Consider the following 15,701-nt stretch of genomic DNA (forward strand, 5'->3'; position numbering starts at 1 on the left):
GGAGGAGGGGGCAATGGCGAATACAGGACAACTTAGCAGGCATGAAAAGCTGTCACTCATAAAAGAGCGCAGCAAGCCGTGGGACATGGTTGTTGTTGGCGGTGGCATCACCGGAGCCGGTGTTGCATTGATGGCAGCAAGAACTGGGCTCGATGTTCTGCTGCTGGAAAAACAGGATTATGCATGGGGCACGTCCAGCCGGTCCTCCAAAATGGTGCATGGCGGCTTACGTTACCTGTCTCAGGGCGAGTTCCGGCTGGCACGGGAATCTGTACAGGAACGTGAAAGGCTGATGAAGGAAGCCCCCGGTCTCATCGAGCCCATGAGCTACCTTTTTCCGTTCCGCGAAAAGCAGTTCCCAACCCGTCGCGCCTTCTTTGTCCTTCTCAACATCTACGGATACTTCGCCAGAAAGCGTGACCACAAATATCTGGACCGCGATCAGACCATCGCCGCGTTACCGGGGCTCAATGAAAACGGCTTGCTCGGCTCAGCGCAATATACTGATGCCCTCACAGATGACAGCCGCCTTGTCCTGCGCGTCCTTGCTGATGCCAGACGCAGCGGTGCAACCACGCTCAACTATACTGCTGTGAAGATGGTCCATCGTGAGGGGGAAGGACCAAAACTCCTGGAAGTGCAAGATCAGGAAACCAGCGAAGTCTTTGCCATCTCAACCAAAACAGTCGTCAACGCGACCGGAGTTTGGGCGGATGGCCTGCGCGAGCAATTGGGTCAGACCAAACGCATTCGCCCTTTACGTGGCAGTCATATCATAGTCCCGTCCTGGCGTATGCCAGTGCATCAATGCCTGACCTATCTGCACCCGCATGACAAGCGCGGCGTCTTCATCTACCCGTGGTTGGGCCGTACGGTAATCGGGACGACCGATCTGGATCACTCGGAGGATCTGGATCAGGAAGCCGCCATCAAATCGGAGGAGGTGGCGTATCTGCTTGATGGTGCCAACCACAACTTCCCCGGCACAAAGCTTACTGAGAAAGACGTCATTTCAACATGGTCCGGCGTCCGGCCAATCGTAGGCAATGAGGGCGAAGACCCTAAAGAACTGCATCCGTCAAAAGCCAAACGCGACCATGTGGTGTGGGATGATGATGGCATCATCACCGTGACAGGCGGAAAGCTCACCACCTTCCGCGTGATGGCCGAGCAAGTGCTGGAAACCTGTACGACTTATCTGAAAGGCAAGAGCATTGCGCGGGCAGGCGAGTGTGTGTTCGAACCTCCCATTGAAACGAAGGGCAATATCGGGTTACCAGAAGCCGAACTCAAGCGATTACAGGGCTACTATGGTGCTGTTTTTCCAGCGCTTATCGCAGCAATGTCTCCCAAGGGGCTTTCCTTCGTCAGTGGCACAAACCGCATTTGGGCAGAGCTTGAATGGGCCGTCGTGAATGAAGAAGTCGTGCATTTGGACGATCTCCTTTTGCGCCGCACACGAATTGGCTTAGTGTTGGAGAACGGCGGGGCCGCATTAGCTGATGAGCTGGAAACACGGCTGAGAGTAAAACTGGGGTGGTCCATGGACAAATGGCAGGATGAGTGGTCGCGATATCAGAAGATTTGGCGAGACCACTACAGCTTGCCAACAATACGGGCACCCCAAGAGCAGGAAATGATGCATGAGGTGACCGTAGGATGACGGAAACGCTTCTCGCCATCGATTGCGGCAGCCAGAGCATCCGCGCCTTGCTGTTTTCTCCAGACGGGACGCTGCTGTCCAAAGTACAAAAGCCGATTACGGATTATCGAAGTGACAATCCCGGTTGGTCAGAGATTGATCCGCTTATCCTGTGGGAGCTGCTGGGCCGCTGCTGCCGTGAGTTGTGGGATAGAGGAGCTGACCCCGCTGCCGTCAAAGCCATGAGTGTCACCACACAGCGCGGCACCCAAATCTCAGTTGATGAGAGAGGCATCCCTCTGCGTCCTGCCATCACATGGATGGATGAGCGCATTGAAGACCAGCAGAAACCATTGCCGCTGCTTTGGAAAACAATCTTCGGCGTGGCAGGCTTGTCCCGATCTATCAAGAGCGTACGCAGTGAATGTGAGGTGAACTGGATCGCAGTCAACCAGCCCGGAATTTGGAAGAAAACCTATAAGTTCCTGCAGGTTTCCGGCTACCTCAACTTCAAGCTGACGGACCTTTTTCGTGATTCAACAGGTGCACAGGTTGGCTACATTCCCTACGACTACAAAAAGCAGCAGTGGGCGAGTGATAACCATTTTCTCTGGAAGCTCTTCGCCTTCAAGCGCAGCCACCTACCAGAGCTCATAGAGCCCGGAAATCCCATCGGATATGTGAGTGAAGAAGCTGCGCAGCACACTGGACTGCCAGAAGGTTTGCCGGTCATCTCCGCAGCTGCTGACAAAGCATGTGAAGCCGTCGGCTGCGGCGCAGTGGATGCCAGCGTTGGTTGCCTCAGCTACGGCACACGGGCAACGGCGACCATTCATTCCACAAAGTACTTCGAGGTGGAACGCCCTCTGCCTGCCTATGCTGGTGGTATGCCGCGTATGTTCACCCCAGAAACCTCCGTCATTCTAGGGTATTGGATGGTCAACTGGTTCAAGGAAGAGTTTGGCCACCCGGAGCAGGAGAAAGCCAAAGAGATTGGCAGTCCGGTTGAAGTGTTCTTTGACGACCTGCTCAACAGCACGCCTCCCGGGTCCCATGGCTTGACGTTGTTGCCCAAATGGGGCCGCGACAACGGGCGTTCCACGCCAATCAAAGGCGCGATTATCGGCTTTGGGGATGTGCACACCAGAGGCCACATCTACCGCGCTATCATCGAAGGCATCACGCTGGAATTACATCGTGGTCTGAAGCGGATCGAACGCAAAAGCGGCGAGAAGATCAAAGTCTTACGTGTCTCCGGCGGCGGCTCTCAGTCGGACGCCATCATGCAAATCACCGCAGATATCTTCGGACTGCCCACTGAGCGCCCGCATACCTTTGAAACTGCAGGTCTGGGTGCTGCCATTGCCGCAAGCGTAGGCGCTGGGGTCCATCCTGACTTCAAGCAGGCCATGAAAGCCATGACACGGCAAAACGAGGTGTTTCAGCCGGACCCGAAAACGGTTCAGCTCTACAAGAAGCTGTTTGAGGATGTCTACCTGCCCATGCCGCGCAGGCTTGCCCCGCTGAACAAAGCACTCCGAAAGATTGTCGGCTAGGCAACATCGCTCTTGGGCTGGGATGCTGTCTGCACCACACCAGCCTTAGCAAGCGCCTGCACCCGTTTGGAGGCCACGATTTCCTTCTTATTCGCAAACACTTCGTGGTTCTGCGAGATCTTTTGCAAATCGTAAAGATAGTTCACCATCACCCCCGCCGATTGCTTTTTGCCGTTCTCAGAAGTGTCCGCCCCCACATGCACGTCATGCACCAGCGCGCCGTTGTAAAGATGGAACCGAGCCACCGGATCAAACGGCATATCGTTCTTCCGCTTGCCTTCAAGAAGGTAATAAGCAGCGAGTTCTTTAAGGGCTGCATCAGTCTCCGGCAGCTCAATCTCTTGCTCTTTGGCCCACTTGCAGAAAGTAGGGAGCGGGGACAGCGTCACAAACGTCTTCAGTTGGCTAAGCTCACGCGAAAGATCCTGCACCACTTGCTTGATCAGCGAGTTGCCAAAGGAAACACCTGCCAGCCCGCTCTGACAGTTAGAAATCGAGTAGAAGACCGCCGTATCCACTTCATCAACCGGCACAATAACCCGCTCTTCTGCAAGCACGCCTTGAATGGACGAGGGCACACCTTTGGTCAGCGCCACTTCCACAAAAATCAGCGGCTCATCTGGCAATGAGGGATGGAAGAAGGCAAAGCAACGCCGGTCTTCCGGTTGCAAACGACGGCGCAAATCATCCCAACTATCAATGGCATGCACGGCCTCATAGGCGATGATTTTTTCCAGTATCTGCGCCGGACTGTCCCAGCTGATAGGCCGCAGCACCAGAAAACCACGGTTGAACCACGAGTTAAACAGGTGCTGGAAATCCAGATCAGTGCGCGCCAGATTCGGCTGCTCCTTCATGAAACCCAGCAAGTCCTTGCGCATATGTACCAGCTGATGAGTGGCACCTGGAACCTGATTGAGCCGCCGCGCCAACTCCTGCCGTTTTGGCTCCGCCGCCTCTACTAGCTTTCGGTAATTGGCTTCCGTTCGCTCTGTTTTATAACTGGAAACAACACTCTCCAGCTTATCTGGATCGATGTCCATTTCGCGGTTCAAATGCTCAAAAAACGCCCGCTTTCCCTCAGTATCTGTGGTGGCGTAGCCATCCAGAATCTCGTGGGCAATGGCAGCTCCGGAAACGTCTCCTTGACTGCTCATCAAGGCATTGCAAAGCTCGGTAAGGGGACGCTCATCCCGCTTGCCCATAAAAACATAACGACGATCAAAAAGGGTGGAAAGTAAATCTGCCAGCAGGCTCATGGTCAGGCGTCCCGTAGTTGCACAGCGCAGTGCATCAGAAAATCGCCGGAAGCCTAACAAGGGACTGCTGGGAACGGAATGCAACAAACAGCTTAACAATGAAGTGATCCCTAACAGCACGCTAACATCTGTAAATGAGCGACAAGTGTGCTTAACTTGAGAGCATCATGTGATGGAGGCTTCAGTGAAGATCAACGGTGATTTTTCAAAGCGAGTGGTTGAGTTCAGCGACGATATTCCTTGGGTCGCGTCCCCAATGAAAGGCGTTGAGCGCAGGCCGCTTGATCGTTTGGGAGATGAAGTTGCACGAGCAACCACCGTTGTTCGCTTCGCACCCGGCAGCCACTTCTCTGAGCATGTCCATACAGGCGGAGAAGAGTTTGTTGTGCTAGCGGGAGTATTTCAGGATGAGCACGGGGATTTCCCGGCTGGCTCCTACATCCGCAACCCACCTGAATCCAAACACACACCAGCCTCTGAACCCGGCTGTACCATCCTCGTCAAACTCTGGCAGTTCGACCTTGCAGACCGCACCCATGTGCGCGTGGACACCAACAAACTTGGCCGCGTAAACGATGCTACGCGCGAAGGCGTTGCCGTCTCACCTCTGTTTCAGGATGAACGCGAGAACGTGCGCATGGAGCACTGGCAGGCAGGTGCAAACCATGCGGTTGAGGCTGACGGCGGAGCAGAGATCTTCGTGCTGGAAGGCTCAATCATCGAAGACGGAGAGGACCTTCCCGAACACGCTTGGCTCCGTGTACCCATCGGCTATGACCTCAACATCACAGCAGGAGAAGAGGGCGCCAAGCTCTGGATCAAGTCCGGTCACCTTCCCTTTGTCACTGCCCCGCATGGGGGATAAGAGGGCTACCTAAAGCTGCTCCTGCAACCAGACCCGACTGCTTTCTTCCAGCGCGTTGCGAGCTGAAATGATGTTCGCAACATGCTCCGGAAAAGAGGAGAGCTCATAGCGCAGCGTATATTCCAGCTGTCCCTGCTCCCCGTCAGGATGCCACGTCACCTGCTGCACCGCAGGTGTGCTGCCATCCAAAACCACTGGCTTCTCCAGCCACGGCAGTGCAGAAAGCGTTGTTTCTTCAGAGAGTTTAATCTCAGGTGAAACCCCTTTTGCAACATCCATCCGCTGCGAGACCTGCGTCGAAATCGGCAAAGTCCAAAGCACGGTGAGAAACCAGAGCAGAGCTGGCACTCGCGCGACCTCAACAAAGCGCAGTTGATATTTGCCCTCCAGAAACTGCGAGATCATCACGAGACCAGCCAGAATAAGCACCACACCAAACGCCAGCTCCCGTGCGCTCAGTTGTGGGGACAGGAAGATAAACATGGTCACCAGCAGCACCAGCAACGCGAATGAAATGCCACAATACAGCTTGGTCAGCGGTGAGATCACCGGATCAAATTTAGGGCGATTGGTGACACCTGTTTTCTGCAGTTTACTGGTGTTCCGCCGCCTGTCTTCCGGTCGCCATCCCGTTGGTTTGAACCACAGCCGGACCTTGTCCCACCAGCTGCGCGTATGAAGGCTGTCGCGAAACAGCATGGACCAGTGCTGCAAGTTGGCTTTCACCGGATTCCACGTTTTCAGCGGCGTTGTGGTGCCATAATGGCAAGGATGCTCTGCGACCTCCGGCTGCCAGCTGCCAAACATCCGATCCCAAATCACCAGCGTGCCGCCGAAGTTCTTGTCGATGTAAATCGGGTTCTTGGCATGGTGGACACGATGGCTTGAGGGCGTGGAAAACACACCTTCCATCAGGGGGATACGATCAATCGCCTGGGTGTGCAGCCAGAACTGATAGGCCTTCAACAGCATAAATTGCACAAGGAACACCTCTGGCGGGCAGCCGAGGAAGGCGAGAGGCAGATAGAAGACCCACGAGAACGCATACTGAAACGCACTCTGCCGCAGTGCCGTGGTCAGGTTATACTCCTCACTTTGGTGATGCCCCACATGGGCGCCCCAAAGAAAATTGTAGGTGTGTGCAATGCGGTGGAACCAGTAATAGCAGAAATCCACACCAAAGAAGAACAGGACCCATGTGGCCCAACTGGTCGAGCCAAAGTCAAACAGCCGATAGGACGACCACGCCCAGATAAACACCGAGAATGTAAAGGTTTTTAGCAGCGCATCTGAAACCAGCAGGCAAATGCCCATGGATAGGCTGGCAATGTTATCGCTAAACCGGTGCAGGTCCCGCCCGCTCATGCGCAGGTAGGCGTATTCCATCAGCATAAAAAACAGAAACAGCGGAATAGCCAGCGCCGTCACATTATACTCTGCCATTTTACTCCCCCTCGCACTGCATTCCAAAAGAATGGTCGTGCAACAAAAAAGCGTCGAGCTGCAGGCCTGAGCGAATACCAGTAAAGGACCGCAAAGGCGCTTATGTTGACTTTAACGTAAAGGCAGAGAGATGGGCTGACAACACAATTCTGAGCTCATGAAAATGGCGATAAGTAGAAGTTCTGCAAGAAGATGCAGGAGTTTTGCGCAGAACTAACATAAATGATTGCTACCCAACATATTGATTTAAATGAACTAATGAAAATGACAGTGCGGCAACTGATCGCATTTTGAATATTTTTTCTGCAAATGATTTTTTTTGCGTTAAAAGTGCAATTACAGGGTAGGGTCCGCCTTGTCGGGCGACCTGAATATTCAAGGACCTTAGCTGGCTGTCCTTCACGGTTTTCGGTCATACACTCAGGGGACTGCAGGGGTATGGGCGCGCAGTAAAAGCAAGGGCTGTAGTTCAAAGAAAACAGAGTTTTCTGAACAATAAGAAAGAATTAACGGGAGACACCATGGCTGAACTGCTTATGTCAACACTTGCTGGCTTCATTATTGGAGCGATCTTCACCGCAATCAAACTGCCTATTCCCGCTCCACCAGTTCTGTCTGGTTGTGTAGCGATCCTTGGCGTTTGGGGAGGTCATCAGATCATGCTGCAGATCACTGAGCGCTTCTTCTCCTAAAGTGCGTTCGGTTTGATTGAGGCCAATCAAACCCTACAGCGTATCTCCGAAAAGTGGAAACCGGTTTTCGGATAAAGATACGCAAAAACAAAGACTAAAGCAGCGCAAGTGTTTCAGCTTAAATACGAACTGCTTTAAGTGTTCGCTAGAATATAGAAGTGTTTACGGTCAAATTTCAAAAAGCGGTGCTGAAGTTCAGTGCCGTTTTTTTTGTACTTGCATAATAAAGAAACAAAAATGTATATAAAAACAAAAATATTGTCATATGGAGTTTCCCATGAATATCCTCCTCATCTCAGGAAGCACCAGAGAAGGCTCGTTGAACAAGAGCCTGTTGGATGCCGCTGAAGAAGAAGCGCATAACCTGAACCATCAGACGACCAGCCTGTCGCACCAGCTTGCCTCTTTTCCCCTCTATCACTCCGATCTTGAAGCAGATGCCGCCGTTCAGAACCAGCTCTCGATGCTACGGCAACAGATTGAAGCCGCTGATATAATCCTGATCTCCTCTCCTGAATACAACGGCTTCCACACCCCGCATCTCCATAACATATTCACCTGGGCGTCCAGACGTGCAGCTGGCAAATCCCACTCCGTGCTTGAGGGAAAAGTGGTTGGTTTGTTGGCCGCCGCACCGGGTCTGTTCGGGGGTGTAAGAATGCTTCCGCGTCTGGCGTCGTTTGCAGCTGACCACGGTTGTTGGGTGCATCCGCGATATGTCGCTGTCGGTAATATGGCATCAAAGACCAATGACGACGGTCAGCTAACCTGTTCGGAGACAAGACAAAAACTGCGCAATCTAATCAGCCAGACCTGCGAAATGGCCGAACCAGTAAAGATCACAGAACCTGCCTGAACAGACCTGCTGCATCTCAGAAAAGCCAAACCCGGTGTCTCAAACACCGGGTTTTTTATGTCTGATTGCTTAGCAGACGGGCAATCTGATCAAACAATGGGCAGTATTATCGATTTCTTGGATCCTCCTTCAATGAGTTCCATCCGGAAATATACACATATTCATCAATGAGTTATCAGAAGATCGGTGCGTCATCGTTAGTTTGGCATGCCCCTTGCGAATGTGCCGACCAACAGAGTTTGCACAAACAGCGCGCGGAGAGGGGGCAGCTACAGAAACTCACAGTGCCACGTTTGGAGAGGCGGGCCTTAAGGCTTACGGCAAGTGAATTTCTAATCCGCGCGCGAGGGGAGATGAACCATCAGTCATCTCCCCTTAGCCTTCCGGGTTTTGGGTTGCGTTCGTATGTGCGTTGCTTTGCGTTATTTATGTGTTTCTAGCGTTGAATTGGAAAAACCATGGAGCTTCTTCGCTCTTTTGATGCCACACTCATTTTTGGTTTTATCGTCACCTTCATGGCGCTCAATTTCACACCCGGTCCCGCGGTCCTGAAAGTGGTTGGCGACAGCATCACAAACGGTATTGGTAAAACCCACGCCAGCATGGCCGGTGTGTTCGGAGCCAACCTCATGTATGCGCTCCTCGCCGCGGGAGGCATGAGCGCGCTGCTACTGTCTTTCCCAGTCCTGTTTGAGACGGTCAAATGGATTGGCGTAGCTTATCTATTGTATCTTGCATATGGCTCTTTCAAAGCCGCTTTCTCAGCCTCGCTGGGCGAAGCGAAAGAGCAGAAGCCGGCATCCACTTTGAAGCTTTTCCTCACCTCATTCGCAATGCAGGGCGCAAATCCGAAGTCCGTCCTGTCATTTGGCGCGATGCTGCCTGTGTTTGCCGGGGAAGGCGATGGCATGGCCCTGCGCATGATGGCACTGGCCATCTTCAACATCGCGCTCGAATATCCGGCACTGCTGTTTTACGCCTATCTCGGAACTCGGGCCTCCAAATTCGCAGTCTCCGCCCGTTCTCGCGCAGCTATGGATGCCTTCGCCGGCACAGCATTGGCCGGTGCAGCCTACATGATCTCCAAAAGCACGCTGAAAACACAGTAGGCAGCTTCTCACGCGTTCAGGAAACCCAGTGCCTTCTCATTAAAGAGCGCTGGGTTTTCGAACATCAGGAAGTGGCTTCCACCATCGGCTTCGCGGATCACCTCAAGCGAACCATTTGGCATTGAGGAAGCGATGAACTGCTGTGAAGCCAGCGGATGCCAACTGGCCTCGCCTGTAAATACCAGAGTGCGCTGGTGAATGTTAGGCAAAAAGGCCCGCCAGTCTTGCATCATGAGGTTTTCGATAAGAGCAGCAGCATGCACGCGGGGCAATTTCAGGTTCTCGGCTGCCAATGCGCGCAAGGCAGCATCACCAACCTTGCTGGTGAACATCCCGCTAATAATCTCAAGATGATCCTCAACACTGCGGGTCCTGCGAATAGCCACCACCATCTCATCAAGTGACTCCAAAGTAGGGTGGATAGAACCTGCCTCGGCGATCACTTGTTGTGTCCAGGATGGCCGTGCCATGAGGGCCGCTGGCTCGTCGATAAAAATTAGACGGCGCGCAGGGCGTTCAGCCCCGAACATATCCAGATATGCCCAGAGCATGGCGACGGAAAGCGAATGGCCAACCGCGTCGAAATCTCGAAGGTCCAACGCCTCAACCACGTCAAACAGATCCTTGGCAAACCGATGGATCCGATAACCATCCGTGGGCTTTTGTGATGCGCCGTGCCCCCGGTTCTCAAGAGCATAAACCGTATGGCTCTGGCAAAAGTCGGCGAACTGTCCTTCATATACAGATGCCGTCTGGCTCCAGCCACCCAGCAAAAAGACAGGCCGTCCTTGCCCGCCTGTCAGATAGGAGAGTTCCACCCCATCTCGGGTCCGTACACTCTTGCGTTCCATCCTCTTTGGCCTTTCGCAGACAACTCAACATTCTCCTGCAAGTATAGAACCCAACACGTTACCCAGCCGCAAATGAGGTCTTAATCGCGAAGTGAGGAGGGCCACCTTGAATAACTGGTCCTAAATTTTACAGGCTGATCGCCTATCAGCCGGAAAGCTCTAACAACCACCATGCCTTGCTCCGGTATTGATGCAATAAGGCAGGCGACCGTGTTGGAAAACAGAATTGCAGTCAAAGACTTACACAACCTGAAAAGTTTGTGTTTGATTTGTCACCATGAGTGTTTGTTTAAGTTTCAGTTGTTCAAAATAAAGTAACTGCCCGCGCATTTTGAAAGTAATACCAATTCAAATTTATGGATTTATTTGTCTGCCAAGGTGTTGACAGCTCCAGCCAAGTAGAAGCTATGCTGGTGCTTGTTCTTCCGGAAATGAAACCTGATTTTCTGATAAGAGCATTCGCAAATTCAAGCAGTTAGAGCATGCGCTCAGGCAATCCGTTGCCTTTGGTGTGCTCACTGCAACATCCTGAAATTGGTGAGGAGTCGTGGGCATGGAAGCTGCTGCCTGTGCTGATACTACAATCAGAATGGAAACATGGAGAACGGAGGATCGGCAGATCAACTGCATCCTCTCTGCCAAGTGCGATGCACCCATCTCCAACTACACCTTATGCTTCAGCATGCTTGCGCCTTGTGAGGTGATTGAAGGTGCCACTGTCAAGAAAATGACGGCGGGCTGCATAGAGCTTGGCTTTGACAGAGATGTACTGGGAACAGGGCAGGCCCTGGCGTTCACGCTCAAATACAAGCGAAGCATGAACCCCTCCAACCGCAGCTGGCTGCCAAAAGGCGCTTATCTGCGTCTGGAGGATGGCAGCATTGCGCCAGTCCAGATTGCATCATGCGGCATCGATCAGGCTTTCAGCACCAAGTTGCCAGAACAGCAAGCCGATCCCGCATCCAGTGAACTGATGCTTGTCCCAGCCCCGCAAAGCTGGCAGCCCTCCGGTGACACGCTGGACGTAAGCGCAGGTTACAAGCTGGACCGTTCTTGGGATGCCGAAGGCGAGGCCGACAGCACGGACGCTGTGGAGGCCCTTGCAGAGCGCAACAACATTGGTCCGTTCCTATCTGAGGATGGTATTGCGCTTCGCTTTGCCAAAACCGAAGAACTCGCCGAAGACGCCTACGAACTGGCAATCACCTCAGAGGGCATCACGCTCTCTGCGTCAGCGGCAGCCGGTGCTTTTTACGGTTCCATCACACTGCTCAACCTCAAGCTGATCTACGGTGGAACCATCCCTTGCGGCCAGATTTCCGATGCACCACGGTTTGAATGGCGCGGCCAGCATCTGGACTGCGCACGCCACTATTACGAGCCGGAAACCCTGCTGCGGCTGGTGGATATGATGGCGCTGTTCAAGCTTAACCGCTTCCACTGGCACTTCTGCGATGATGAGGCTTTCCGTCTTGAGGTGGAGAGCTATCCAGAGCTCTGGAAGAAGTCTGGCATGCGCGGCGAAGGACGTGTCGTTCCCGGCATCTATGGGGCTGCGGATGGCCCGCAAGGTGGTACTTACTCCATTGCCTTCGCCAAGCGACTGGTGGACCACGCCAAAGCATTGAACATCGAAGTCCTGCCAGAAATCGAAGTTCCCGCTCACTCCTGGGCTGTGCTTCAAATCCACCCGGAACTACGTGATGCAGCGGATGAAAGCGGTGAAATCTCCGTCCACGGCTACCTGAACAACACCATCAATCCCGCCTTGCCAGAAGCGTGGACCTATATGGAAGCGCTGGCCAAGGAAATCTCTGGCATCTTCCCGTTTGCTCACTTGCACCTTGGCTGTGATGAGCGCCCGCCAGCAGCATGGACCAGGTCTCCTGCCATCGAACAGTTGAAGGCAGAGCAGGGCCTCAAAACAGCGGATGACGTGCAGGGCTGGATGATGGACAAGCTGGCGTCCTACGTCCGTTCGCTGGGCGTACGCCCCGCAGCGTGGGAAGAAGCTGCCAAAGGTGCCAATGGAGGCATCAACAACGACGCCATCTTGTTCTCGTGGACACAGCAAGGACCGGGTCTGGAAGCAGCGCGCAAAGGCTATTCGGTGGTGATGACCCCAGCTGCGCACGCCTATTGGGATATTGCACCTTCCAGCAACTTCAACGAGATCGGCCTCAACTGGGCAGGCATCACCAGCCTTGCAGACAGTGTGAACTGGGATCCGGTGCCGGAAAATGAACCAGAGCTGGAAGGCAAGATCATCGGCGCCCAGGGTTGCCTGTGGTCAGAGGTCGTCCTGCGAGACGCCAACATGGAAACCATGATGGCTCCGCGCATTCTGGGTATTTCTGAAATCGGCTGGGCGACCCGCGCCAACAAACCGGATGCAGATGAGATCACACAAAAGGCTGCGTGCTACAGCAAGCTGTTCTCTGCCATCGGGTGGCGTCAGGATGTAAGGGACTAAACAATAAAAGCCCCGCTCCAAATTTTGGCAGCGGGGCTTTCGATATCTCAGACGTTGCGCAATTCTGCAACAAAATCATAGATATCACCGCGATAAACGCCTGTGGTCAACTCGATCGCCCGGCCACTCGCCAGATAAGCCGTGCGGTCAATGTAAAGCGCCGCATCCCCTTCACAAACTTCCAGCAAGTCAGCTTGCTCTTCTGTCAGCTTGCAGGCGGAAATACGCTGGATAGCACGGGAAGGGCGCATACCGTTCAAAGACAATTTCTCATAGAGAGACGTTTCAATCCGCGACGGATCAGGCACAAACTCGGTTGAGAGCGAACTGGTCTCAATCGCTAACGGAATACCATCCGCACGGCGCAGACGGGTAATCCGCGAAACCTGACCGTCAGACGCAAGCCCGAGCGCAACAATTTCCTCAGGTGAGGGAAGATAAATCCCGCAGGACAGCGTCTCGGAGGAGGATGTCTTCCCGCGCCGCTGCATGTCCTCGGTAAAGCTGGTAAGCGCCGACAAGGACTGTTCCATGCGCTTCATCTGCGGAGCCACATAAGAACCTGAGCCACGGCGCTGAATCACCAGACCATCCACCACCAGCTGCGAAATGGCTTTGCGAATCGTCACGCGGGACAGCCCGGTCAGTGTCGCCAGCTCACGCTCTGCTGGCAGAGTGGTCGCTGCTGCTAACCGTCCATCTTTAATGGCAGATTCAAGGTGTCGGTAAAGCTGTAAGTAGCGTGGACCGCCACTCCTCTGCTGCCAGGATGTCGTTGAGAACAGATCGGTATGGGTATCTTCTTGTGCGCTCATTCTGCTCTTCTTTATGTGAATCCGTATTATCTATAATACCTTTTTGATACCAATGCAAAACAATACCGATTGGATACCAATGAAAGAAATGAAGCTTATCCCCTTGCGATTTTCTTGAAAAATCGGAGTTTTTTCGTCTGAAACAGAAATATTTCACAGGAGGTACTGAAATGGTAGACAAATGGATTTGTTTTGGTATTATTTTGGTGCTCGCAAAAAACACGCGGTTCGTCTCCCTGGCGATAACAAGACGCAAGCGGCGAGTGACAAGCGATCACCTTTGGGAATTGGGGAGAGCGCATGACACATGCGTCAGGGGACCTGCTGCCTTATCAGGGCGAGCGCGGCGGTTCGGCACAAAAGAAACAAGGGATGCTGCAAGGGCTTATGCGCTCACAGGCAACCTTTGCATGGCTACTGATTGCTCCGGCAGCATTATATCTCGTATTAGTCGTGGCCTGGCCGCTGGTAGAGACAGTCCGTTTGTCTTTCACCAACGCCAACATTGGCGGCGAAGCCTACATCGGCACTGCCAACTATGAGAAGCTGCTCAGCTCTCGCAAATTCGGTCAGACAGTGTCCAGAACGTTCTATTGGATGTTCCTGTCTGTTTCATTTAAAATCATTTTCGGACTGATCGGTGCAACGCTGCTCAATGCGGCAATCCCGGGGCGGGCGCTGTTCCGCATGCTGGTCATGCCGCCGTGGATTGTGCCTGTCGCGATTGGTTGTTTCGGCTGGTTGTGGCTCTACAACGGCCACTTCGGCATCATCTCAGGAGCCCTGCAATACGTAGGCATTCTGGATGGTCCGTTCGAGTTCCTCGCCTACAAACAAAGCGCGTTTTACTCCGCTGTTGTTACCGATGTCTGGGTCGGCCTGCCTATGGTGACCATCTTCATGCTGGCAGCCATGCAGGGCGTGCCGCGCGATCTTTATGAAGCAGCCTATGTGGACGGGGCCTCCCGTTGGTACCGCTTCCGCCGCATCACCATTCCGCAAATTCTGCCGGTGATCATCACCATGTCGATCCTGTCGATCATCTGGACCTTCAACTCCTTTGAGATCATCTGGATCTTGACGGAAGGCGGCCCGCGCAACGCAACCACAACGCTGATCATCGACACCTACAAGATGGCCATTGCAAACTTCAAGTTCGGGCAGGGGGCAGCCCGTGCTGTGATTGTGGTGACACTGCTTAGCGTGTTCTCGCTGGTCTATCTGTTCGCACTTCACCAGATCAAAAAACGTTTCGAGGCAGCCTAAAATGATGGATCGTTACTCGCTGCCACATAAAGTATTTCTCTACTTCTGCGTGGTGCTATTCCTCGGCTTCATTCTGCTGCCGTTTTTTGAGATGTTCATGACCTCGCTGCGGCCACTGGATCACCTGTTCCGCTCGCCCTACCAGTTCTGGTCAGACGACTTCTCGTTCAAAGCCTACTCCCAGATGTGGGAGACAGTGCCAATGCTGCCGCGTTACATCGCAAACAGCATGCTGATCTCTATCTCGGTGACAGCTCTGGCTTTGGCGTTCGTCATTCCCGCCGCTTATGCCTATGCCCGGTTTGATTTCAAAGGCAAATCACTCAGCCTCGGCATCTTTCTGGCGGTTAACATGTTCTCCGGTGCTGTCCTGCTTATTCCGCTTTACAAGCTCCTGAGAAACTACGGCCTGCTGAACACCTACTTCGCGATGATTGTTCCCGGTGCAGCGTTTCTGGTGCCAATGGGAATCTGGCTCCTGAAATCCTATCTGGAGAAAATCCCGCGCGAACTGGAAGAAGCAGCCTTCATGGATGGCGCCAGCCGTCTGTACACTCTGCGCCGCGTTGTTCTGCCTTTGGCGGTTCCCGGTCTCATTGTCGTGGGTGTGGCTGTGTTCCTGTCAGCCTACGCACAGCAGTTCCTGTTCGCGATCACGTTCAACAGCGTCAAGGAGTTCATGCCTCTGCCAGCGGGCATCCTCGAGTTCATTGGCTATCAGTCAGTCAAATGGAACCAGATGATGGCAGCAAGCATTGTTGGAATACTGCCCGTACTCGTAATTTTCCTATTTTTACAGCGCTACTTGGTGGCCGGCCTCACAGCCGGTGCGATCAAGGAGTGATTTTTAAAAGTGTCAATGGTTACTACTGGG

General features: G+C 53.4%; 13 protein-coding genes. 9 read left to right on the forward strand and 4 right to left on the reverse strand.

Annotated elements, in window-relative coordinates; translation table 11 throughout:
* The first annotated feature begins 13 nt into the window (after positions 1-13).
* Both PsAD5_RS21615 and PsAD5_RS21620 read left to right on the forward strand, forming a co-directional pair.
* Entirely contained in the window at positions 14-1,663 is a 1,650-nt protein-coding gene (locus PsAD5_RS21615; RefSeq protein ID WP_063293640.1) for a glycerol-3-phosphate dehydrogenase/oxidase, read from the forward strand.
* A complete protein-coding gene (locus PsAD5_RS21620) occupies positions 1,660-3,198 on the forward strand; it encodes an FGGY-family carbohydrate kinase (RefSeq protein WP_063293641.1) in 1,539 nt (512 codons plus the stop codon). Before PsAD5_RS21615 ends, PsAD5_RS21620 begins: the two co-directional genes overlap by 4 nt.
* Here PsAD5_RS21620 and PsAD5_RS21625 read toward each other — a convergent pair.
* On the reverse strand, positions 3,195-4,457 hold the full coding sequence (locus PsAD5_RS21625; RefSeq protein ID WP_063287083.1) for a malonyl-CoA decarboxylase: 1,263 nt from the start codon (positions 4,455-4,457) through the stop codon (positions 3,195-3,197). The two genes, PsAD5_RS21620 and PsAD5_RS21625, sit on opposite strands and share 4 nt — an antisense overlap.
* Before the next feature lie 184 nt (positions 4,458-4,641).
* Between PsAD5_RS21625 and PsAD5_RS21630 the strand changes: the two genes are divergently transcribed.
* Positions 4,642-5,322: a cupin domain-containing protein gene (locus PsAD5_RS21630; protein WP_063287422.1), complete on the forward strand. Its 681-nt coding sequence runs from the start codon at positions 4,642-4,644 to the stop codon at positions 5,320-5,322.
* A 9-nt stretch (positions 5,323-5,331) separates the two neighbouring features.
* On the opposite strand, the gene PsAD5_RS21635 is transcribed toward PsAD5_RS21630, so the two are convergent.
* A complete protein-coding gene (locus PsAD5_RS21635; RefSeq protein ID WP_063293642.1) occupies positions 5,332-6,765 on the reverse strand; it encodes a sterol desaturase family protein in 1,434 nt (477 codons plus the stop codon).
* A 521-nt stretch (positions 6,766-7,286) separates the two neighbouring features.
* Between PsAD5_RS21635 and PsAD5_RS21640 the strand changes: the two genes are divergently transcribed.
* The 3 genes from PsAD5_RS21640 (at position 7,287) to PsAD5_RS21650 (ending at position 9,422) form a co-directional block, all read left to right on the forward strand.
* Positions 7,287-7,457, forward strand: a complete 171-nt coding sequence (locus PsAD5_RS21640) for a XapX domain-containing protein (RefSeq protein WP_057463812.1) — start codon at positions 7,287-7,289, stop codon at positions 7,455-7,457.
* A gap of 277 nt (positions 7,458-7,734) precedes the next feature.
* Positions 7,735-8,313 (forward strand): NADPH-dependent FMN reductase, encoded by a 579-nt coding sequence (locus PsAD5_RS21645; RefSeq protein WP_084406032.1) that lies wholly within the window; start codon positions 7,735-7,737, stop codon positions 8,311-8,313.
* A gap of 458 nt (positions 8,314-8,771) precedes the next feature.
* The gene (locus PsAD5_RS21650) at positions 8,772-9,422 is read left to right on the forward strand and encodes a LysE family translocator (RefSeq protein WP_208981716.1); all 651 of its coding nucleotides are present in this window, start codon (positions 8,772-8,774) and stop codon (positions 9,420-9,422) included.
* 8 nt (positions 9,423-9,430) lie between these two features.
* Here the strand turns inward: PsAD5_RS21650 and PsAD5_RS21655 are convergent, their stop codons facing one another.
* Complete coding sequence (locus PsAD5_RS21655; RefSeq protein WP_063293644.1) at positions 9,431-10,273, reverse strand: alpha/beta fold hydrolase; 843 nt, start codon at positions 10,271-10,273, stop codon at positions 9,431-9,433.
* A gap of 553 nt (positions 10,274-10,826) precedes the next feature.
* On the opposite strand from PsAD5_RS21655, the gene PsAD5_RS21660 reads away from it, so the two are divergent.
* The gene (locus tag PsAD5_RS21660) at positions 10,827-12,746 is read left to right on the forward strand and encodes a beta-N-acetylhexosaminidase (RefSeq protein ID WP_063293645.1); all 1,920 of its coding nucleotides are present in this window, start codon (positions 10,827-10,829) and stop codon (positions 12,744-12,746) included.
* Positions 12,747-12,793: 47 nt separating this feature from the next.
* Here the strand turns inward: PsAD5_RS21660 and PsAD5_RS21665 are convergent, their stop codons facing one another.
* Positions 12,794-13,561, reverse strand: coding sequence for a GntR family transcriptional regulator (locus PsAD5_RS21665; protein WP_057463808.1), 768 nt, complete (start codon positions 13,559-13,561; stop codon positions 12,794-12,796).
* 372 nt (positions 13,562-13,933) lie between these two features.
* Between PsAD5_RS21665 and PsAD5_RS21670 the strand changes: the two genes are divergently transcribed.
* Entirely contained in the window at positions 13,934-14,827 is an 894-nt protein-coding gene (locus PsAD5_RS21670) for a carbohydrate ABC transporter permease (RefSeq protein ID WP_193775920.1), read from the forward strand.
* Position 14,828: 1 nt separating this feature from the next.
* Positions 14,829-15,671, forward strand: a complete 843-nt coding sequence (locus tag PsAD5_RS21675; RefSeq protein WP_063293646.1) for a carbohydrate ABC transporter permease — start codon at positions 14,829-14,831, stop codon at positions 15,669-15,671.
* The last annotated feature ends 30 nt before the right edge of the window (positions 15,672-15,701 follow it).

It is taken from the genome of Pseudovibrio sp. Ad5 (assembly GCF_001623095.1).
Classification (GTDB): domain Bacteria; phylum Pseudomonadota; class Alphaproteobacteria; order Rhizobiales; family Stappiaceae; genus Pseudovibrio.